The organism is Aquimarina algiphila, from assembly GCF_007489275.1.
Taxonomy (GTDB): domain Bacteria; phylum Bacteroidota; class Bacteroidia; order Flavobacteriales; family Flavobacteriaceae; genus Aquimarina; species Aquimarina algiphila.
In genome coordinates, this window is record NZ_VLNR01000042.1 from 35380 (window position 1) to 59538 (window position 24159).

A 24159-nucleotide genomic window follows, 5' to 3' on the forward strand; every position below is an offset into this window, starting at 1 on the left:
ATTAATAGCTTGATTAGTATTGGATTCCTGTATTACCATCTCCTCCTTCTCCACCACCCGTATTACAGTACCCTAAATAAAAAGTCTGTATCGATTTATTCTGATTGGTTACATTATCTCTCACTTCGGCAATAAAGTAGACTCGATTACATAGTTCATCAACTACATTTATTGTAGTGGAATTTCCCCAAGGACCAAACATCAAATTTGAATTTGATTCACCGGGATTACCCACTGCCCATCGATAGGAATAATTACCACTACCATTATAAGGCTGAGCAGTTATTGTAGCTGTTAATCCATTAATTTGTATTCCTAGACTTAAGTTAAGAGGCGGTTCTATTTCATTACCATCTGTTGTACAACCAATATTTTTATAATGATATTCTGTTTCCTGAGTTGGTTTTAGACCTCCTACTATTCCAGTAGCATCCACCGTTTCAGAAAGTGTTCTAATCAACCTTCCTGTATCATCATATTCATATTGTGTAGCTAGATTATTTGCTCCAAGGATATAACTTAGTTCATCCCATTCATTATATACATAACTAGTCATGTTAGACGAAACCGGATGCAATCTAAAATCATCCATATCAGTTGCACCAGAAGATTGTACGCTTACGATAGTCTGACTTGTAGGGATATCTATATATCCATTTAGTAAGGTCCAATTACCAGCAGTTACACTTTCATTAGTATTAAAAGGAGTATTTGTGCCTTGAACACGCATACTTACATTACTTTCTTGTCCTTTACGTACCCAAACTGACATTTTAAATTTTGATTTTTCACCTACTCGATCTGGATCTGCTGGTAAGGTTACTTCGAAACCTGCTCCTCCATTTACTCTTACTATATGTGTACCCGTATGAGCATCTGCAACTTCGATTGCGCTACCAGAAGTTTTTACTTCACCATCAAAATCAGTAGCACTTCCTGCAACAGTATATTCTGCTCCGCTATAGAACATCTCTGTATATTTTGCATTGGCTACTGCGATTACTTTGGTATCATCATCCCCCATTTTGGTAGCCACACTATTTCCATTAATATCTGATGATTCTAATGGCATCGAATAATGGTCATATAAATTTGTCGTTGATGTCTTCATCCATTTTGGATTAGTTTGCGTACCGTTCCATTGGAACCCATCAAATTCTCCAGTATACCCTACATAAGCACCATCGGCATCTATATCGCCTTTCCAAATATAACTCTCATGCTTACGCCAGATTTTTTCTGCATCACTTGTTGGTGTATGGGTGGTTCCATCCTGATTGTGGTAGGTCCAATCTTTATTCCAGGTCTCAATTCCTGCTCCTACAGTTTTCCATACAGACCCCACCTTAATTTGGGTAAGACTTCCAGTGGTCTGAGCAAGCATATTTTTGTTTGCAAGGTCATCAACTTTGCTTCCCATTTGGCTATACTGCTTATATGCAGGAATTACTACTGACTTTATTTCTGTTTGGTCACTTAATACTCTTGATGTCTCTATAACTTTCCCAGAAACAGGATCAAAATTATCATAACTTACTTCTTCTTTTATATTGTTAGTGACATTAACTTGTCTTTTTAGCGCTGGAGCATATGTGATTTTGGTACTTCCTCCTATTAACCAATTGAAATCATAATTAGTCCATATTCTATTATTACGTTCAAAATAATTATCAATATTAATAGTTTCTCTATACGATTGAAAAGATACTTGTTCTATACCTTGATTGTTAGGTCGATTATTTTTATCAAAATATTCACTTTGAGATATTGATATCAATTGATCAACTTCATTATAAATTTTCAATTCCTTTAATTGACCTATTGCACTCAAATTATCGTGTATCGTAGTCTCTCTCAAATTTGACAAGGCTAATATATTATATCCATACGCACCGTCTATAAATGCATTTTCCTGTTCTCTTTCCTCAACAACTATTTCATACAAATCACCAAAACGTATCGCATCTGCATCTTTCCCTTTCAGTACATTAAATGTATATTCTGATTTACCTATCTGCCTATTGTTATTGTCGGAATTTACTACACTAACCTTTTCATATGTTACTTTTGGGGCTGGTAATTCTGAAGCATAAGGAATAGGAACATTATTATCATTAGGAATAAAAGATACAATTCCTGAAGATCTATATGAGGAATTCTCAGGATCTTGATTATATCCTTCTTGATTGTAAAAATATTGTGTTTCATAATTAACTAAACCATCTCCAACACTAAGCTTTTTAACTCTAATATCTCCTTCTTTTTGATCAAAAATATCTTTATTCCCAATTACCTTAAAAACTAAGGAATATGCATTACCATCTCCATCTGCTCTCCAAACCATCTCATATCTTGGTTTCTTTTCATTCTCGCCATAACCTCCATTTGCATTTATTGCTGAAACTGGATTTACTGCCGTTCGAAAATCTTCATTTCGATATGGACTAGAAGCTAGTACTTCTATAATCATATAATTATTTGCCGGATTCCATTCTACTATATCTGCATATTGTTCATTAATATCAATAGTGAATCTACTATATCCCTGCCCAGGATAATTTCTTACTCCAGAGAACCACATATCTACAAACATTTTTCTACTGGGGTCAAAATAATCAGATAACCTAAGCCCTTCTGCCATAGAATCGTTTGAATCTATTCCTACCTGTATTCGTATTTTTTCTTTAGGTGAATCTATAGGATTGTTTCCTGCTGATGGAACTGTTAAAAAACTAAAATTCAACTCTCTAGAAAATAATCTTCCTAATTGTAATGCAGGTTGATGAAAATCATCAGATTCGTATGTCACATCAATCGTCCCTCCTTCTGGAGTGGTAATACTTTTTAATGACCAATCCCAAGGAACAGTATCTACATATCCCCAATCATTTTTATTTTCTAAGTCAAATGTGGTTTGATTGTAATAATCAAATCTATATGGAGGAATACACCCTTTATTCCTTTTCCCTTTGAAGGATACATCATTTAATGTTAACCTTCCATTAAGCACTGTATTAGGTGTGCCCTGAACTAATGATGTCACTGAGTTTCTATAGTCTAAATCTATCACTTTAACCGCTTTGTCCAGTACCTCATTTGATATGTCGCTAGTGTTAAAAACATTACCCCATAAATTATAGCTATGGCTTTTCATAACACTATTAGGGCTAGGAAACATAGTAGAAACAACGGATCCTTCATTTTCATTACCTTTACTTAAGGTTATAGCATCTGCGTTTTTAAGCAATATTATACGATCTAATTTCAACAATTGTTGAGAAGGTATTTTAAACCGTTCTGTAAATGCACTTGCAGCATTATTCCAATCTACAGAATTGTATTTAAATTCATGCCCGACTGCATCATAGCGTAATGACTTACTAAAAACAGCTGTATGAGTTCTGGTTTTTATTTGATCCAGATAATAAACATCCTTATATCCTTCAATTCGTGTCTTTACACCTTCTTCATCATCAGACTCAATATAGTCTTTACCATAGGGCACTTTCCAGGCATAAGCCTCAGACCATTTACCATAATCAAATTCTACCCAATATCCATAATCTGAATTATCAACTTTGCCATTTGAATTCATATCAATATAATCTGGTCCCGTTACAGCAGTTAATAACCAATGCGTAGCATATGGCGTTTCCTGTAATTTTTCAAAATATGCATCTTTTTCCTCTTTATTTTTTACCGTTCCAGTTGTTCTAGTAGCTGTTACATAATTGTATACTGGTAATGAATAATGATATCTTTTACCGTCAGTACTTACAACAGTAAAAGCAGCAATAGCTTCATCTTGATGCTGAGAAATTTGATATTGATTTCTAGGGTACATATACCCCTTTTGAAGTGCTATATTTATGTTGTTTTTTAATTCCTCATTTGTATAATGAGTAACATAATTTCCTGTCATTCTTCTACCAAGTCCATTAGCTTCTGATGATTGGTGAAAAGATAGTAGATCAGTATTTGTAGTATTAAAATTAAAAGAAGCTTTAGGAGTTCCTAAATATGAAGCAAATTCATTTTTAAAATAAAAAGAAGGAGCGCTTTCAAATGTAAATCTAGTATCTCCACTTACCTGAGAAACACCATCTATAATATCATATCTCCTGTACAATGGATGGTCCTTTTCTAAACTAAACAAACTTCCATTTTCATAATAACGAAGATCTAAATTACCTGAAATTCCTTGTGCTTGTACATTATATCCATCGATATTAGGTAAAACAATATTATTTTTGTTCAAATCTGTATAATGATAATTATCTAATGGAAATTCATTAACATCCATAAAGTATTTTACTCCTTCCACAATTTCACATGAACATCTTTGATTTATCTCTGGATTATTCTTTCCTGCACAAAAATCTTGTTCAGCAAATAATAATAAATTCTGAGCTTCTTGTTGTGAAAATACAGGAGGATATTCTTTTATATCATAAGAAAGAGTACTATCAGAAAAACCACATCGCACTCTATAAACATTCTCTAAGGGCTTATGAAAATATAAAGGACCATTAACATAGTCTATTTCATTTTTATTAAGGTCCCATTTTATTTTTTGTTTACCAAAACCTACAGAAAAGACTCCAATAGGGCTTGCTATTCCAATATTAGCATTATTCCCAGATGTATAAACTGTGTAATCGTCTGAACTAATAGAGTTTTCAATCCCTACACTGGAGTTTGTTCCTGCATTTGTTGTCTTGCTATAACTACCGTTAGAGCCCACAATACCTACTCCACTATTACTAAGGTTAAAATTTAACCCTAAATTATTGTTTTTGGCGGATTCTGGAGAAAGTCCGACACCACTATTACTACCTATTGAAATACCTGTACTATTATCTGCTGCATAACTTGAATTAGTCCTAGCATTTCCCGAATTAGTTGCTGACAACCCAAAAGACATCCCTCCAGAAACATAACCCAAACCGACAGAAGTCCCTCTATTTTCTATGTTTAAGTTCCCTCCTAAACCTGCGACACCTAATCCCAAATTCACATTTCCTCCTAATGATTTATTCGTGCCCCATGAGAACCCCAACCCAACCGAAACGACTCCAATTGGCGAACTATAATTAATATTTAATGAAGATGTTGATTCAACACCTCCTCTATCATAAAAGAACTCTTCAATTCCCTCCATACGATAGTCATCGGGAAAACCATTAACTGTTCTATTTATAGCTCCTGGATTTAAATTCCACCCTAAACCAACCCAAGAAGCTTCCTGATCCATGGCAATACCAGCATGATATGATAATGCAATAGGATACCCTCCTTCTGGACTAGGTACATTAAGTAACGGCAATACATATGAAAAGTCACCCGTTAATAGATTTACCATATCGGTAGCATCTACAGGTTCGAAACTTGCCGCCTCTGGAGCATTAGGACCATTATTATTAGCCCATAACTGGTTGTACGGAATTAACGTCTGTAGAAAGGTTAATGTAAAGAATAGCGCAATTGCCCGGTGAGACATGGAAGTCCGAGGTCGGGAGTCCGAGGTTTGATGTCCAGTATCGGATGATCGATGACCGAAGACCGAAGTCTGAGGTCGGGAGTCTGAGGTTGGGAGTCCGGGGTCGGAAGACCGATGACCGAAGCCAGATACACTAAAACCAAAGCTGGAAGACCGAAGTCGGATGACCAAAGCTTTTAGTTTCTTTTGAAGGAATAGTATGCTTTTTTTCATTAGGTGAATGATTTTGATATTTCTACTTTATTTTCATCTCGGGTGACTGATGTCTGATGTCCGATGTTTTATTTTTATATCCGAAGCTGGTAGCAAGTCTAAAGACTATTGACCGAAGTCGGATGTATTTCTATATATGCACTTTCACAACACTTCGACAAGCTCAGTGTGACAGCTCAGTGTGACTACTTTTTGTCAGAAGTTGGAAGTTGGATGACCGAAGTCAGGTGTCCGAGGTTTTTGATGACGCTTCTCTTCCATCTTCAATCTTCAGACTTCGGTCTTCGGTCTTCAAGCATCCGTCTCAAAACTTCAGTTTTGGTTCATTATTCATAATTTTTGTTGGGATTTTAAATTTTACTTCTCCCTTATACAACCCTACATCTCCTACTGTAAATGTCATGAACTCTGCATTTGTTACTTTTTCTTCTCTAGGGTATACAAATAACATTGTGGTTGCTCCACTTGTTCCATACATTCTTGGATATATATAATCTGCCATCATGATCGTATCTTTTTTAGGAGTATACAGATGCACTTTTTCCTCCATCCCAAAAGCTAATTCATTAACCATGGCTCCAAATCGTTGCTTATCCTTTGCCACGTTGCTTAATAATTCCTGATTATTTTTGGACATTGATAAAGTGAAATACAAATACTTTTTATATTTATTTCGTAAACTATCAATTTCGCCCTCGCTAGGCTTTCCTGTAATTTCCTGATGTACTAGTATATCTGTCGGCTTATATAGCAATGAAAAATCAACTCCATTTACGGTTTTCGTATACACATATTCATTACCTGGTTCTTTGATATATACTAATAATGCCTCTGAAGAATCAAAGGTTTTGGTGGAGCAGGAGGTTAGAAGAACATATCCTGTTAAAATTATGATTAGTTTGTTCAAATTATCTGTTTTATTTTTTGTCCGAAGTCGGAAGTCCGAGGTCGGATGTTATTTATTTTGGAAGTTCTTTGGACTTATCTATCTTTTTGGCTTGCCTCTTCGGACTTCGGTCATCTGACTTCCATCATTTAATTTTCTTTTTAAAAGCTATCATCATATTCATTAATTCGAAACTTTTACTATAATGTTTGTCAAATTCTTCATTAGAAATATATTCTCGTCTTTTGGCTTTGTGCAAACATGTTACTGCTTCTGCTAAAGAACGGATTGCATATCCCATAAATCTTTTAAACTCAGGATTTGTTTGTCCGATCGATCCTTCTGATATATTCAAAGCAATAGAATCAACTGCTCTTGAAGTTTGAGAAGTCAAATTATACATTTCTCTTTTTGGAAACTTTTTTGTTATCTTATATAATTCTTCTCCAAAATCCATTGCTTTTTGCCAAATGATCAACTTTTCGAATTTGAATTTCATATTGTTCTATTTTTGTCCGATGTTCGAAGTCGGGTGTCAGGGATTTTAACTTCCGACATCGGTCTTTAGGCTTCTGACTTTACTCTCCTTCAAATTCTGCATTGAGTTCCTTTAGAACTACCTCGGTTAAATCAGCAGATTCTTCTCCATACATGATAGTTCCGTTTCCTGTTGCTCCAAAGATTACTTTGTATCCATTTTTCTTGCCATATTCTTTTACAAAATCATTGATATCGTTAATCACAGTCTGTGTCACCTTCTTATCTTCTTCTACCAATTGTTTTTGTACGGCTTGCTGATAATTATTAATCTGCTGTTGTTTGTTTGCAAGCAACTCTTGTTTTAACTCCAGCTCTTTTTTACTCATATCGCTTCGTTCTTTCTCATAAGCTTTGAGTTCTGTTTGCCAACTCCCAATTAAGCTATCGACATTGGCTTTCATGGTTTTGGCTTTTTCATCAAATTCTGATTTTATAATTGCTGTTCTTTTATATCCTTCTAATAGTTTATTTACATCAACATATACTAATTCTGAAGAAGATTGTTGGTAAAAGAAAGACGCCACAGATGCTATAAGGGCAATTAAGGCAATAGGTAATGCTAGTTTATTCATTTTTTGTTTTTATGTCGGAAGTCAGATGATCGAAGTCCGAAGTTTTTATTAAGTTAAAAGCTAGATACGGGTGACCGAAGACAGATGCTGGAAGTCGGATGATCCATACCAGAAACTAATTCTTCTGTCATCCGACCTCGGACTTCTTTATTTATTATTCATTAATACGGTTTCTATTTTTGTCAATCGAGTTTCTAAATCTTTGTTTATTTTTTGCTGCTCCTGCAATTTTTTCTCTTGGTTAATGGTATACAGTGTAAGTTCCTCTATCTTTTCGAGTAGTTTCATATTCATTAGCCCTAGCTCAACACCATTAGTTTCCATTTCGGTAGCAGATGGTACGTTAGGTAAATGACCATTTTCTTTAATATGTTGCTGTACTTCTTCGATAGTTAATAATTTGTAGTCTTTGGTAAACACATAATCAGGAGCGGGAACACTCAAATCAACTTTTACTTCTTCTGCATGGATTTTACCTTTTACAGTAAGTTTGGAATCTGGAGTCTTGGTTCCTACACCTACATTACCATTAAATGATACTGTTTTAGGTCTAAAATTTAAAGGAACACTTTCATATACTCCATCTCCCCATGTACTTATTTCCATTGTATTTCGAGATTCATACCATCCCACAAGCATTCTCTTGGTTTCTGAAGCATTAGATAATTTCATTTGCCAAGTATCACCACCCGTTATATCCAATCCAAGATCGGGGGTAGTTGTTCCGATACCTACATTACCTTTCTGATCTATTATCATTGCAGTTTTAGAACCTAAAACATATGCATCTGTAGTAGCAAAGTACATTTTTGTCCCATAACTACCATCACTTCTAACATAAATACCGGCTTGAGCATTTTCTCCATTAGATGTATCAGAAGCTCCGAATGTTATTGCACTTCCAAAATGGTCACTTGAATTTTCTGGGTCTAAATGGATTGAACCTGTTGATAATCCTGGAATCGTTTGACCCCAATTATTTGACCCTCCAGAAACTTGTAATTTTGATGTTGGCGAGGTCGTTCCTATTCCCACATTACCACTAGAAGGAAATGTATTGGTTTGTGCCATGCTTAGTGTCGATATAAGTAATAGGGTACTGAATAGAATGTTTTTCATTATCTTAATTATTTGTTTTCTGGTTTATATTTACACTACTTGATTTAATGTTTATGTCTTAGGTGTTGAAAATGTTACTTATGTTTTAATATTCTCAGAATAATACTGATGATATGATGTAAAAAAGTTGATAGTTTTAAAAGAAGATAAAGCCCATATCATAGCAATACCAGCCAAAAAAGTTGGTTGTTCTGTCATTTTTAATAAAGATGGTTTAGTACGTCTTCTATTCTGGGGTCGTGAAAAGAAGCCGCAAATATATATCTTGTGGTAAAACCATAGTGTATTTTTTAAATTATGGCTACAATCTTAATACTTCATAATTTCTGTTAACATCTATCTTTTATAAAAGTTTGATTATCTTTATAACCGTTCTTTAAAAATCCTCCCAAACCCTAATTAAGGGAGGACTTAAGCATTGCAAAAAATCAGTCAGTCACTGAAATAATGAAGGGGATGGGTAACCCCCTTCATTTATCCAATACTCATCCTAACCTATAGTCCTACCCTGATTAGGAATGAGTCATTGGGTAGTGTTTTTATACCTTCATTGTATTGTTTTATTCTGTTTCACATCGCAATATTAAAACATGCCAGTTTCATTTTTCGGGACTGGGAAAAAAAATTTTATTTTTTTTATTTTTAATTTTATCGATAGAAGTATATGCCTCAGCAACGTAAAATGTTACCAAATCATTGACATCTTTGTACTATATCATCAATGCAAAAAAGTATTAAAAGCAAATACCGATATTCAACGAAATAAGTTCGGCTTGCCTTTTTGAATGTTTTTTCCAATTTTCAAAATAGTGTCTCACTTAATTAGCATAGTTTTAACTTTTACCCTATTCTTTTAATATCTTGAATATGTATACCTTTACAAGGGATCAATGAGTATTAATAACTTCATCTTTGATTTACACCATTTTCAACTTAAAATAGAAGAATGCAACATCAAAAACATCACTTTGATCTTTCTGAAGACATCACTTATCTTAATGGGGCATACATGGCTCCTCAATTAAAATCAGTAACAGAAGTTGGACTTTCTTCTGTTGTTAAGAAGTCAAAACCTAATGAAATTTTACCCGAAGATTTTTTCACCCAAAAAGAAATCCTAAAACAACGTTTTGCCACTTTGGTCGATGCGCCAGACTATAAAAACATGGCTATAATCCCTTCTGTTTCTTATGGTATTGCAAATGCAGCAAATAATGTTACTATTCAAAAAGGGAGTGAAATTATACTTGTAGATGAACAATTCCCCAGTAATGTATATATCTGGCGAGAGATTGCTCAAAAACACGATGCGTTTATCACGATTATCAAGCCTCCTTTAGATTTTAAAAATCGTGGTGCAATATGGAATCAAAATATCCTTAATGCGATTACAGAAAAGACAGCAGTTGTTGCCATGTGCAATGTGCATTGGGCAGATGGGACTTTATTTGATCTAAAAACCATAAGAGCAAAAACCAAAACCGTTGACGCTTCTTTAATTATTGATGGCACACAAAGTATTGGGGCTTTACCTTTTTCTGTTGCAGAAATCCAACCAGATGCATTAATATGTGGAGGTTATAAATGGATGTTAGGACCATACTCTATCGGAATGGCCTACTACAGTGATGCTTTTAATGACGGAACCCCTATCGAACATAATTGGATGAGTCGTTATAATAGCGAAGATTTCTCTAAATTGACTCAATATGAAGATCGTTATCAAGAAAAAGCTGCTCGATATTCGGTAGGCGAATCCAGCAATTTTGTATTAACCCCAATGTTGATTCGAGCTATCGAACAATTAATAGAATGGTCACCGGCTGCTATACAAGAATATTGCAAAACAATATCTGCATCTGCAATACAAAAGCTTAGAGATCTAGGATGCTTTATCGAAGATGATCTTCATAGGGCTCATCATCTCTTCGGAATTTATTTCCCTGAACATCTAAATTTAGAAGCATTAAAAACCAAGCTAAAAGAAGAACAAATCTTTGTTTCTTTTAGAGGAAATGCAGTGAGGGTTTCTTGTAATATATACAATACAGAAGAAGATTTTCAGAAACTATTAAATTGTTTCAAATAGCGGTAACTTTTCTCTTTTGAATTAAAACATTTGAGTAAATCACGTTATTTTAAAAGGTTTAAAAACAATTGCATGAAGAAAATATTTGTGATTATAGTTCCACGACTTACACAGCAATTACAGGCTCTATTATATTAGTACTCACCAATAATATTCATGTTTTTTTTAATAGAACAACTAATCAAGGAAAAAGCTTTTAGAAAAATTTAGAGCATAGTTTTTTATAGAATTCAAACGTAAAAAATTAGTTTCATCCTTTCCAAATAAACGAATTCTATCTAGGAACTATTCAATTTCACATTATAAACAACGGATAATAAAATTTTTGTTTTTGGGAATTTAAAAGCAATAAATTAGAAATCTTAAACTAACCCCTAAATGTATGCTTACTACAACTTTTTTTTAACCATGAGATATTGATAATCAAATACTTATTTCAAATTCAAGATGTTTTCGTAAAATAGAACTATGCTCAATCCATTATACTATCATTCCTTTTAAATACAATTTCAAGGTATCATCATATATTAAATCAAATTAAAATTAACTATAACCTCAATTCAAATGAAACAACAAAAATCTTTTAGTTTATTATTTCTAATGTTCCTTCTAACCGGAATACTTAGTGCTCAAAACATTTATGTATCCAAATCCGGTAGTAATAACAATGATGGGACTTCAGAAAACAATGCATTACTAACCATACAAGCTGCGGTAGATAAAGCAAATCCTGGCAATACAATATTAGTATCACAAGGTTCTTATAACGAAAAAGTAATTTTTAAAGGTAATGAAGACTCTGGTAATGCAGGCAATTATGTAACATTAAAGGCGATATCTAACGATGTTGTTATATCAGGAGCAGGATTAGCTGTATCAGGAAGACAAGGACTTGTCACAATTCAGAATGCTAGATATATCAAAATAATCGGTTTTGATATTAAAGATTTTCAAACATCAAATAACAACCAAAGCCCCGTGGGAATTTATGTAGTTGGTACAAATTCTAATATAGAAATTGCTGAGAACAAAGTGCACAATATAAAACATAACAGTCAATGCTCGGGTTGTGCTGTAGGAGCACACGGTATTGGTGTTTTTGGCACTACCGAAGGTGGTATAAAAAACATTGAGCTACACGATAATGAAGTATATGATAATATACTACAAAGCAGTGAAGCTTTTGTCATAAATGGCAACATTTCTGGCTTCATTGTTAAGGATAATTACGTACACGATAACAATAATATCGGATTTGATTTTATTGGATATGAAGGTGAATGTGGTAGCTGTCCTGAAGCAAACGATAGAGTTCGTAACGGTTTGGTGGTAGGTAATATTGCTGAAAACAATAGCTCTACAAACAACCCTTGGTATAGCGGTGAAGCCAGCGCTGGAGGCTTTTATGTAGATGGTGGTACTCATATCATTTTTGATCGTAATATTTCTACAGGTAATGATTTAGGATTCGAATTTGCCAGTGAGCAACAAGGCAAAAAAACCGAAAATATCATCATGTCCAACAACCTAGTTTATAAAAACACACAGTTAGGCGTAGCCATGGGTGGATTTAATGCAACTAGTACGGGTAGCGCTGAGAATATTGCTATCATCAATAATACTTTTTATAAAAATGATGCTGGATGGGGTGCAGAAATAACTTTTCAATATAAAGTAAAAAACACCAAAATAGCTAATAATATCATTGTTGGATCTACAAATGTTGGTAATAACTATGAAGGCTTAAACAATGGTGGTAACGCAGACATAGAGTTTAACAAAAACCTGTGGTGGGGTAACACTACATCTGGGCAAAACAACTTACCGGGTACAACAGTGGTTTCTGATCCTAGATTTACAAATATTTCTGCGATCGATTTTACAGTTTTATCAAACTCACCGGCTATAAATGCTGGATCAACTACAGGAAGTATATCAAATTGGCCTGATCCGTTCTGGGAAGATTTTTATCCAAACGGAATAATTCCTTTAAGTGGAGAAAATGATTTAAATGATAATAATAGAATCAAAAACACTATAGACTTAGGTGCATATGAGTTTGCATTGGTCTTAGTAACTCCTCCGACTGCTCCATCTAACCTGAGCACAAGTTTAAGTGGTTCTAACAACATATCCCTAATATGGAATGATAACGCTGATAATGAAACTGAATATCGTATTGAAAGATCGCAAGACAACAGTAACAATTTTGAGCAAATTGATGTAGTAATGGAAAACATTAGTACATATCAAGACACAAACCTAGCATTAGGGACAACCTATTACTATAGAATTAGAGGATATAACACTGCAGGTGCCTCAGTTTATAGTAATATATCACAAGTAACCATACCATCAGGAAATACTCCACTACCTACACCATGGAATAATGCAGATATAGGTAACCCTGTTATCAATGGAAATGCTTCCTATTCAAACGGAGCCTTTACAATCGATGCTGGCGGAGCCGATATATGGAATAATTCTGATGAATTTCACTTCATCTATCAACCTTTAAAAGGAGATGGAGAAATTATCGCCCAAACCAATTCCATTGGCACTACAAACCCTTGGGCCAAAGGTGGTGTAATGATAAGAGAAACATTGAATTCAACATCTAAACATGCTATGTTAGTAGCAAGTTCTGCAGAAGGAATAGCATTTCAAAGAAGAAATGTAGACAGGGGCGGTACTACACACACAGGTATAAATGGCGCAGTTCCGGTATGGCTTAAATTGGTAAGAGCTAATACTACACTAACAGCATATCAATCGGAAGATGGTACTAATTGGATAAAAATAGGAGAAGATGAAATTACAATGAATAATGACGTCTATATAGGTTTAGCTCTAACAAGTCACAATGAAGCAGAGGTCTGCACCGCAACCTTTGCTAATGTACTTGTTACGAATACTGATATCAGCAATCCTATAGAAATTATAATTGACGGAAACAGTTCTGATTGGGCTAACGTAACAGCAATTTCTACACAAGGCAATGGAGGTTTAACATCCTTAAAAGCCTATGACGATAACGATTACATCTATCTTTTGGCCAAAGGGACAACCAACACAAACTATATATTCTTCCTAAATACAGATAATAACACCTCAACAGGCTATCAAAATGGCCTTTGGTCACCAGAAGGCAGCGATTATAGTATTGAAAACGGAGAATTGTTTAAATACAATGGATCTGGAAATAATTGGAGCTGGAATTCTCAAGGCACTTCAGCAATAACCGCTGTTAAAACTTCTAATTCTATAGAACTTAAAATCACTAAATCTTTGATTTCTAATTTAGCAAATAGTATAGGAATAGGACTGGATATCGAAACTAGTTCTTGGAATACGGTAGCAACGATACCTACATCAGGTGTTCCTTTAGCATATTATACATTACGCAGTGCCTCTGGTAACAGAAATGCAGGTAATATTCATAAAACTACTATTGTTAAAGGGTCACACCCTAATCCATTTACTAACAAAATGACTATAGACGTACAAACTGATAATCCTACAAAAGTGTCTATTTCTATTTTTAATATACAGGGTGAAAAATTAAAAAAATTAAAAGGAATCCCTACTTCATCCAATACATATAGCTATAATTGGAATGGAAATAACAAAAAAGGTGTATCATTACCTGCTGGAATTTATATCGCAAAAGTAATCGTAGGTAAGGAGTTAACCACCATTAAAATTATCAAAAATTAAATTTGACATATGTCAACCTAATTGTTAAGCATAGAGCGGTTAATCCTTAAAAATTATTCAAATCCCCTTTAAACATAGATTGTTTAAGGGGGAAATATAAGATCCTCAAAAATTAAAGACATCTAAGTAATGAGTCATTCTATATAAATAAGAATGCTATATTTGCGACAAAACTATTGCTACGTGAGTGCAACTTTAATCTCGCAAACTTTTTCACAGTCTCTGCAATTACAGAAACTAGGGAAAGCTATTGCCCAGTCTGAAACAAAAGTACATCTGCAAGGAAGTATTGGATCATCATTATCTTTTATCATTGAACATAGTTTTAAACAAGCCGAAAAGCCTTTTCTATGTATTTTTAACGATAAGGAAGAAGCTGCTTATTATCTAAATGATCTAGAGCAATTACTGGGAGATAAAAATGTGCTTTTCTACCCTGGTAGTTATCGTAGGCCCTATCAAATAGAAGAAACCGATAATGCAAATGTACTATTAAGAGCCGAAGTCCTTAATCGTATCAATTCTCGTAAGAAACCAGCATTAATCATTACATATCCCGATGCGCTATTCGAAAAAGTGGTAACCCGAAAAGAACTTGAGAAAAACACCTTAAAGATTAGCATTAATGATACATTATCTCTGGATTTTGTAAATGAAGTACTGTTCGAATATCAATTTAAAAGAGTAGATTTTGTAACCGAACCTGGCGAGTTTTCTGTTCGTGGTGGGATTTTAGATGTATTTTCGTTTAGTAATGATGAACCTTACCGAATTGAGTTTTTTGGTGATGAAGTTGATAGTATCAGAACGTTTGATGTAGAAACACAATTGTCTACAGATCAGATTAACAAAATTACAATCATTCCTAATGTAGAGAATAAAGCGCTTCAGGAAACCCGTGAAAGTTTCTTAAAATATATTGCTTCTAAGACTGTGATTTTCACAAAAGACATTGATCTGTTTTCTGCCAGAATTGATAAAAACTTTGAAAAAGCAGAAGAAGCTTTCAAGACGCTTTCTAAGGAAATTAAACACGCTACTCCAGAGGAGCTTTTTACCAATTCTGAAACATTAAAAAAACAACTGCTTAATTTTACTTTGGTTGAGATCGGAAATCGACCATTAACCAAAGCCGATTATTCTATAAAGTTTGACATAAAACCTCAACCTTCGTTCAATAAACAGTTTGATCTTCTTATCCAGAATTTAAATGAAAATCATGAAGCAGGGTTTAAGAATTATATTTTTTGTGTCAGCGAGCAACAGGCAAAACGTTTTCATGATATTTTTGACGATGCCGATCTTGATGTAAAGCAATATGAAACTATTGTTTTTTCGGCTTTTCAAGGGTTTATAGATCACAACAACAATATCGCATGTTATACCGATCATCAAATCTTTGAGCGATACCATAAATTCAACCTTAAAAATGGATATGCCAAAAAACAAGCGATTACCTTAAAAGAGCTTACTAATCTAGAAGTGGGCGATTATGTCACTCATATCGATCATGGGATTGGTAAATTTGGTGGATTACAAAAAATAGAAGTAGAAGGCAAAAAACAGGAAGCTATCAAATTGATTTATGGAGAAAGGGATGTATTATATTTAAGTATCCATTCTCTTCATAAGATTTCAAAATACAATGGTAAAGACGGAAAGCCTCCGCAGATTTACAAACTGGGCTCTAAAGCCTGGAAAACACTAAAACAAAAGACCAAAGCACGTGTAAAACATATTGCTTTTAATCTAATCCAGTTATACGCCAAACGAAAGTTACAAAAAGGATTTCAGTATAATCCAGATAGCTACTTACAACATGAGTTAGAAGCTTCTTTTATTTATGAAGATACTCCTGATCAAAGTACCGCTACAGCTGCAGTAAAAGAAGACATGGAAAGTGAGCGCCCAATGGATCGTTTGATCTGTGGCGATGTTGGTTTTGGTAAAACGGAAGTTGCTATACGTGCAGCTTTTAAAGCTGTTGATAACGGAAAACAAGTTGCTATCCTTGTACCTACTACTATTTTGGCTTTTCAACACGCTAAAACATTTCGTGAGCGATTAAAGGATTTTCCGGTAACGGTAGAATATATAAATCGTTTCCGTACAGCAAAACAAAAAAGAGAAACCCTTGAAGATCTCGCTGCCGGAAAAGTAGATATTATCATTGGGACACATCAGTTAGTTAATAAAGCGGTACAGTTTAAAGACCTGGGATTACTTGTCATCGATGAAGAACAAAAATTTGGAGTATCAGTAAAAGATAAACTCAAAACCATCAAAGAAAATGTAGATACATTAACATTAACCGCCACGCCAATTCCCAGAACATTACAATTTAGTTTGATGGCTGCTCGAGATCTATCTACCATCACTACTCCACCACCAAATCGATATCCAATTGAAACCAATGTCATACGATTTACCGAAGAAACTATTCGTGATGCGGTAAGCTATGAAATACAACGTGGAGGTCAGGTATTCTTTATTCATAATAGAATCGAAAACATCAAAGAAGTAGCAGGAATGGTGCAACGATTAGTCCCCGATGCAAAAGTGGCTATCGGACATGGGCAAATGGATGGTAAAAAGCTGGAGAACCTTATGCTTTCTTTTATGAATGGAGAATTTGATGTACTGGTCTCTACAACAATCATAGAAAGTGGATTGGATGTTCCTAATGCAAATACTATTTTTATCAATAATGCCAATAATTTTGGACTTTCTGATTTACACCAGATGCGAGGTCGTGTAGGCCGAAGTAATAAAAAAGCATTTTGTTATTTTATTACTCCGCCATATTCTGCAATGACAGAAGATGCCCGTAAACGAATAACTGCACTAGAGCAATTCTCTGAGCTAGGTAGTGGTTTTAATATTGCTATGAAAGATCTCGAAATCAGAGGAGCAGGAGATTTGTTGGGTGGAGAACAAAGTGGCTTTATTAATGAAATTGGTTTTGAAACTTATCAAAAAATATTGAATGAAGCCATTGAAGAGTTAAAAGAAAATGAATTTAAAGAACTCTACCAGGATCAAGCCAAGGAGAAGGTATTCTTAAAAGACACGCAAATCGATACCGATTTTGAATTACTATTTCCTGATGATTATATTAATAATATTACCGAACGATTAAATCTATATACCGAACTCAATTCGATTAAAAACGAAGAAGAATTACAGTTATATGAAAAACGATTAGTAGATCGTTTTGGTGAACTACCAGATCAAGCAGTGGATTTACTAAATTCTGTTCGAATTAAGTGGATTGCTACAGCCATCGGAATTGAAAAAATCATCATGAAACAAAATAAACTCATTGGTTATTTCATAAGCGATCAACAATCTGGATTTTATCAAAGTCCTGCATTTACCTTTGTATTACAATTTGTACAACAGAATCCCGGAGTGTGTAAGATGAAAGAAAAGAATACCAGAAACGGATTACGTTTATTATTAACTTTTGAAAATATTAATTCTGTTGATAAAGCATTAAAAGCACTACAACCCATCCAACCAGTAATCAGCGAAGTAAAACCTTAGGTAAAATCAGGATCCCATATATTAATCCAATGTTTTTTCGCAGAAAGACCTGTTTTCACTCCAGAATATTCAGGGTATAATTTTTGTTCTCATTTACAAAAAAAAAACCATTTATCGACAAAAAATAACACTTTAACGATAGTTTTAGCTTGTTTTGTCGACAAATACATTTTAACGAGGTATATATTTTTAATTTCACCCTAATTATAATAATAAACCAACATCGATTATGAGCGCAAGAGAAGAATTTAGTTTTTTAAAAGATCCCTGGAAACAGATACAAAAGATAAATAATCGAGTTGGTCAATTGATAGATGATCTTAATACGAATAAATTGTATGCAATAAATTATTCAAATCTAAAAAGGAGGTTTACCGAAGAAATAGAAAACTACAAAAACAATCCAGAATTAATAGATATAGAAGAGTTTTCTATGAATTATTCTTTTGGTTATCATTGCTATAACAACATTGATGATGTGTACAGTAAAGAAGCAATGTACATTGAAGTTAAAAGTTATTTAAGAACATTAGAAGTAAGAGCAGCTTAGTATTTCTTAAATATTCTATCTATATGCAAAATCAATTCATAATTTATACACCTCCAATAATCAATATACTTACCCAAAATATATAAGAATTACTACTTGCATAGCTACAACTATATTTAACCTTAAAAGAGTTAAACCCGATTCATGTATTAGAAAATCTATTACGGGTTAAAAAATACAAATACATGATCTACAAAAAGTAATTTCTAGAAAAAATCATAACACATTCAATAGAATAATTCATATATTTCGCATTCTAAAGATATTTTTAAAATCCTTGAAAAGGTTTGCTATATCTAGATTGGCGGGTGAATGTCGGGTGAAAGACAAGCCAAAATATTTGAGAACCTAATGTTATAATTTAATATTGCTGAAGAAAATGAAATCAAGTTCTAGTGATCACAAGAATGTAACTAAAAACTTAAAAATCATGAATCAACCAGCATTAGGTATAAAAATATCTGAACTAAGAAAATCAAAAGGACTCACACAAGAAGAACTCGTAGAACAATGTAATATTAGTGTTCGTACTATACAACGTATTGAGGCGGGAGAAGTAACACCAAGGAGCTATACTATAAAAACCATATTATCTGCTTTGGATTATGACTTAGAGAAAATCCAGACTGTAGATTCTAATGTTACCAAAGAATTTAAAAAATTATTTTTGCTTGAAGTTGACGATAGTAAAGAAGCTAGTTTTTTAACACGGCAATTATCAATATCCTGGATAAGTGGTATTGTGTATTTTATTCTTGGTTTTGGAGAATTTGTAGTAGATTATCTAAGGTATTTTCAGGACAATATGATTCTCAACACTACGGCTTATAGCATTTTAAAACTTGTAGTCCTAACTTCAATCATTCTTTTTATGAGAGGTTTTGTCCTTTCTGGTAAAATTTTTAAAAATTATTTATTAAAAATTACCTCTTTCATATTCATCCTGATGGGGATTGTTTTTTACACCTACGATATTCTCTCCTTACATTTTGGTGAATTTGATTTTGTAATACTCTTGGGTGCACAAGGAGTTACATATGGTATTATTGGAGTCTTGTTAGGAATATCGGTAATTCGCCTTCAAAATGCCTTAGGAACATCGGCCAAGGTTACCGGGATTTTTGAGATTATTACATATGGATGTATGGCTACTGTTGTGCTAGGTTTTTTGGGATATATTATGTTGACCCCTACTATTATTCTAGAAGTCATTTTACTCTACAAAATTTCTCAAATGCTTAAAGCAAAGCAAATGGAAACCCAACTCGATTAAACACATAACCTTTTTTAATACCTCTCAAAATCATTGAATATTTTTTCAATGACAGTACATCTTATATCCAATTTTAAATTTAATAAAATGAAAAAGATACTTATAATTTCAGCTTTGGTTATACTACTTCCTCTAAGTTTTTACCTGTTTCAACCAATAGCAGTTTATACTACGGGATGGTCTCAACTGCCTAATAAGAATACTCTAGAACCACTTAAAGTCCATCAGGATTCAATTTCAAAAAAAGCTGATAGTCTTTTCAGAGATATATTCAACAATCTTAAAGCACCTGCTTTTTCTGTGGCAGTAGGTAAAAACAACAAACTTATTTGGTCCAATGTTATGGGGTACCAGGATATAGAAAATAATACAAAAGCAAGTTTGGATACAAAATTTAGAATTGGAAGCACCTCCAAAGCAGTCACTTCCATCGGATTAGGGGTTTTACTTCAAAATGGCAAGCTTGATTTTGACTCTAAAGTCAATCAATTTGTACCTTATGCTAACACTGATCTTTCTGAGGTAACCATGAAACAACTTGCTTCTCATACTTCTGGAATACGTAATTATGGAACTTGTTTTTGTTTCCCCATATGGGAATATTATAATAATGAAGAATATGCTACTGTAGAAGAAAGTGTGAGCATTTTTAATGATGATGAACTCTTATTTCCATCAGGGACAGATTTTAGCTATAGTACATACAACTATACCTTATTGAGTGCAATGATTGAAGGTGCAGCACAAAAGGAGTTTCGGGATTTTATGCAAGTATCTGTATTTGATCCATTGGGAGTAAATATTGAAGCAGAAAAGGAAATGAATCCATCAAAGCATCTATCAAAATTTTATGATATTGAAAACAAAAAATACAAAGAGGTTTATAAAGTAAACAATAGTAATAAATGGGCCGGCGGAGGATTCTTAGCATCCCCAACAGATTTGGTTACAGTAGGAAATGCATTTCTAAACCATACATTACTTAGAAAAGAGATCATGCATGCTCTTATACAACCTACTGCTCTAAAAAATGGGCAAATCAATAAACAAAATTATGCAATTGGATGGCGTAATGATATCATAGAAAGCAAGATAGAAGGATTATCAGGAACACAAATCATTCATCATGGAGGAACGGCGTTAGGATCTACATCTTTATTAATTTTATTCCCAGAATATAATATGAGTATTTCTTTACTTATGAACCGAAGTGGTTCTTCATCAGACTTATTTAAATATGCCTATGATATCGCAAAACTCTTTATATCTAAATCCTAATGTTATGAAAAGTATACTCTTATTATTAATTACACTAATCATCGCGCTTCTAAAAGTCATTGTATAGGCATAAAATTATATACAAAATGAAACAAAAAACAGGGAAAATTTCATCCCTGTTTTTTTTAGAATATTAAATACTGACTGTTAGAAGTGGTCTAAACTTCTTATTCAAAATTGAATTAACCTCTACTCTTTTTAATCAAACTGCCCCTCCAATTGGTCTGCAATAACAACCTGCACACACCAAACCAAAATCACAATCATCCCCAGAATGACAAGGAGAATTTCTTCCTCCTTTTCCTTTAACTGATTTTTGTTGATGCTTACATAATACATGTACTCCTTTTTGATTTAAAATTAATTGTAACATAACACTATGGTTTTAAGATGAATAATTAATATTATAACAGATTGGTCTACCCATTACAATTCTTATAGTTAATCACAAATCTAAGTAGTGTTATTGATTAATTCGACCGAATGTATACAGGGAAACCTCTTAATATCAAATTAATAGAGTTTAATTTTTCTCACTCCACCGGTTCCTCCAAATTCTGAAATATAAATTGCTTTATTATAAGGATCAGAAGAAATGCCGTTTGGCCCATTAAACGAAGCTTCTTCTAGTAACCCATCAGTTTGTGCAGGGTCTCCTGTACCCGCAAATTCTTCTGTCGTCCCATCCATAGAAACTTTGAATATTTTATTTACTCCAATCCCGGTAGCAAAAACAGAATTTCCAACTACAGTGATATATCCAATTCCAAAGCCATTAACCACTACATCAGGAATAGTAGTGATAAGAGAAACATTTCCTTCCTGATCTATTGATATAATATCTGCTGTAGCAAAATTTCCAACAATTAGATTTCCTTTACGGTCAAAATCCACACCTACTCCACCTGCTAATTTTGGATCAGATGCATATACAGTTACTTCGCCTTCTGGAGTAATTTTATGGACTGTTGGAGTTGCAAAATTTGATACATACAAATTATTATCATGATCCAAAGTGAGTCCTGATGGGAAACCCTCAATAATAGCTACCGTAGTTTGTGTACCATCCGGAGTAATTTTTAGAATATCCCCTGCTCCATCTCCACTCCCGTTAACGACATATAGATTACCTTGTGCATCAACTGCATTTCCTAATGGCCCTGTTAAGTCTGAAGCTAGTTCTGTAACATCTCCATTTTTGGATATTTTAAAAAGCCTGGTTCCATTACCGTTTGACCCGACAAATTGACCAAACTCAGAGACATAAATGTTACCATGCTTATCAACACTAACTGCATCGTTACCAGAAAAAGGAGAAACTACAGTTTCTACTTCGAGATCAGGATCAAATCCATCTCCGTGGCAAGAAATTAAGGATACTAATATTGTGGATACCATAAAAAGCATCAATGCTTTTACTCTAATGTTTTTAATACATGTTTTCATAATGAATGATTTTAAGTTTTGCTCTAAAGTATCTAGACCCTTTCTAAAAATCGACGGTTTGGATGTATTCGCACCTATTTTAAGCCACTTTTAATCCTTTAATATAATTTCTTGGTGTATCATTAACTTCGAATTTAAAAGCCTTATTAAAAGTAGATTTTGAATTGAAACCTACCTCCATAGCAATCGCAAGTATGGTATGATGAAGGTGTTCATCGTTATCAATTTTTGATAAAAATTCTTTTATTCTAAAATGATTGATGTAGTCATAAAAATTACTTTTTGATACATGATTAAGGTACCACGAAATATTATGAGTAGAAGTATTTAATTGTATGGAAAGATCGCGAAGCGTTAAATTCGGTTTTAAAAATATCTTTTCTTTTTGGATGAGGTAATTTAGCTCTTTTCCTATAGAAATAATCTGATCTTGCGGTAACCGTTGTTGTGATTTTGTCTTTTCTTTTTGAAAAGGTATTCTAAACAACTCCGGTTCTTTAAGGCTATAATATCCAATTACAAATATGAATACAGAAATCGTACCCCAAACTGAATTATAATTAATGAATTTTATAGAATAACTAAAAAATTGCATAGAAGTAAAGCTAATCATCCAAACCGTAATAACAATAAAGATTATGATTTGAAAAAACTTTAAAAATGACACCAGACTTTGAGTATAGGAAACATGATTTTTCTCTTTATGAATATATGATTTTAAAATCTTCATATTAAGAATCCAATAGTATATATTAGAAACAATCCCTGCTCCTTCAATACTTAAAAAAGGTACATTGAAGTATCCAGATAATAACTTATCTGAAAAATCATCGACTTGAAAAGAAAAAATATACAATGAGAATGAAAAATGAAGAATAAGAGGCACATAATGAAGCCATGAAAGCTTAAATGTATCATTTTTAGAAAATATCAATCGCCTAAAATACATATAGCATAACGGCCCGAAAATAAAAATTACTGAATCAATAAGAATAGCCCATTGAAATAATCTAGCCGTCAAAAATTTAAAAAAAATCATTCTGCCTAAAAGCATAAAAACTGCAAGCATCAACATTATCGATAATATTCTGTTTGAAGCCTTGTTCTTATTCTTTATAATCTGAATAGTAGCTGCTAAAAAAACACCCTGGCTTATTCCAAAAAAAAGTATAAGGTCAATGAATTCAAAAGTTGGCATCAAAAAATGATTATGATTTACTACAAAGCTATCATATTATCTTATATTTTTCGACCGAATGGATCAAATCACACTTCCAGAAATGTAAATTATGTATTTTTCTTACCCGTTGTGCATTTAGAAAAAGTTGCGCAAACTGCTAAAAGGCAGTAAATTGTAGTTACGACACTATAATTCATATGCACAACTTTCAAGCAAATTACGATAAAATACTCAAGGTTTTAAAAGGATT

At 33.4% G+C, this 24159-nt stretch carries 14 protein-coding genes; 6 read left to right on the plus strand and 8 right to left on the minus strand.

Going from position 1 to position 24159, the window contains the following annotated elements:
- Positions 1 to 13: 13 nt before the first annotated feature.
- The 5 genes from FOF46_RS18495 to FOF46_RS18515 all read right to left on the minus strand — a co-directional run bounded on the left by FOF46_RS18495 (position 14) and on the right by FOF46_RS18515 (position 8830).
- A complete protein-coding gene (locus tag FOF46_RS18495) occupies positions 14 to 5713 on the minus strand; it encodes a hypothetical protein (RefSeq protein ID WP_143917485.1) in 5700 nt (1899 codons plus the stop codon).
- Positions 5714 to 6017: 304 nt separating this feature from the next.
- Positions 6018 to 6620: a hypothetical protein gene (locus FOF46_RS18500; protein WP_143917486.1), complete on the minus strand. Its 603-nt coding sequence runs from the start codon at positions 6618 to 6620 to the stop codon at positions 6018 to 6020.
- Positions 6621 to 6744: 124 nt separating this feature from the next.
- Positions 6745 to 7098 (minus strand): four helix bundle protein, encoded by a 354-nt coding sequence (locus FOF46_RS18505; protein WP_143917487.1) that lies wholly within the window; start codon positions 7096 to 7098, stop codon positions 6745 to 6747.
- A gap of 79 nt (positions 7099 to 7177) precedes the next feature.
- Positions 7178 to 7711 (minus strand): OmpH/Skp family outer membrane protein, encoded by a 534-nt coding sequence (locus FOF46_RS18510; protein ID WP_109437953.1) that lies wholly within the window; start codon positions 7709 to 7711, stop codon positions 7178 to 7180.
- A gap of 147 nt (positions 7712 to 7858) precedes the next feature.
- Entirely contained in the window at positions 7859 to 8830 is a 972-nt protein-coding gene (locus tag FOF46_RS18515; RefSeq protein WP_143917488.1) for a tail fiber protein, read from the minus strand.
- 946 nt (positions 8831 to 9776) lie between these two features.
- Here FOF46_RS18515 and FOF46_RS18520 point away from each other — a divergent pair.
- The 6 genes from FOF46_RS18520 to FOF46_RS18545 all read left to right on the plus strand — a co-directional run bounded on the left by FOF46_RS18520 (position 9777) and on the right by FOF46_RS18545 (position 21283).
- Positions 9777 to 10919: an aminotransferase class V-fold PLP-dependent enzyme gene (locus tag FOF46_RS18520; RefSeq protein WP_143917489.1), complete on the plus strand. Its 1143-nt coding sequence runs from the start codon at positions 9777 to 9779 to the stop codon at positions 10917 to 10919.
- A gap of 564 nt (positions 10920 to 11483) precedes the next feature.
- Complete coding sequence (locus tag FOF46_RS18525) at positions 11484 to 14636, plus strand: T9SS type A sorting domain-containing protein (protein WP_143917490.1); 3153 nt, start codon at positions 11484 to 11486, stop codon at positions 14634 to 14636.
- Positions 14637 to 14819: 183 nt separating this feature from the next.
- Positions 14820 to 18182 carry a transcription-repair coupling factor gene (mfd, locus tag FOF46_RS18530; protein WP_143917491.1) on the plus strand — a complete coding sequence of 1121 codons (3363 nt, stop codon included), beginning with the start codon at positions 14820 to 14822 and terminating at the stop codon, positions 18180 to 18182.
- A gap of 229 nt (positions 18183 to 18411) precedes the next feature.
- Complete coding sequence (locus tag FOF46_RS18535) at positions 18412 to 18732, plus strand: hypothetical protein (RefSeq protein ID WP_143917492.1); 321 nt, start codon at positions 18412 to 18414, stop codon at positions 18730 to 18732.
- Between the two features lie 430 nt (positions 18733 to 19162).
- The gene (locus FOF46_RS18540; RefSeq protein WP_109437963.1) at positions 19163 to 20005 is read left to right on the plus strand and encodes a helix-turn-helix domain-containing protein; all 843 of its coding nucleotides are present in this window, start codon (positions 19163 to 19165) and stop codon (positions 20003 to 20005) included.
- Positions 20006 to 20092: 87 nt separating this feature from the next.
- Positions 20093 to 21283: a serine hydrolase domain-containing protein gene (locus FOF46_RS18545; RefSeq protein WP_167571881.1), complete on the plus strand. Its 1191-nt coding sequence runs from the start codon at positions 20093 to 20095 to the stop codon at positions 21281 to 21283.
- 202 nt (positions 21284 to 21485) lie between these two features.
- Here the strand turns inward: FOF46_RS18545 and FOF46_RS31660 are convergent, their stop codons facing one another.
- The 3 genes from FOF46_RS31660 to FOF46_RS18555 all read right to left on the minus strand — a co-directional run bounded on the left by FOF46_RS31660 (position 21486) and on the right by FOF46_RS18555 (position 23927).
- Positions 21486 to 21656: a hypothetical protein gene (locus FOF46_RS31660; RefSeq protein WP_160114284.1), complete on the minus strand. Its 171-nt coding sequence runs from the start codon at positions 21654 to 21656 to the stop codon at positions 21486 to 21488.
- 140 nt (positions 21657 to 21796) lie between these two features.
- Positions 21797 to 22729 carry a virginiamycin B lyase family protein gene (locus FOF46_RS18550; RefSeq protein ID WP_109437947.1) on the minus strand — a complete coding sequence of 311 codons (933 nt, stop codon included), beginning with the start codon at positions 22727 to 22729 and terminating at the stop codon, positions 21797 to 21799.
- A 79-nt stretch (positions 22730 to 22808) separates the two neighbouring features.
- Positions 22809 to 23927: a helix-turn-helix domain-containing protein gene (locus FOF46_RS18555; protein ID WP_143917494.1), complete on the minus strand. Its 1119-nt coding sequence runs from the start codon at positions 23925 to 23927 to the stop codon at positions 22809 to 22811.
- Positions 23928 to 24159 lie beyond the last annotated feature (232 nt).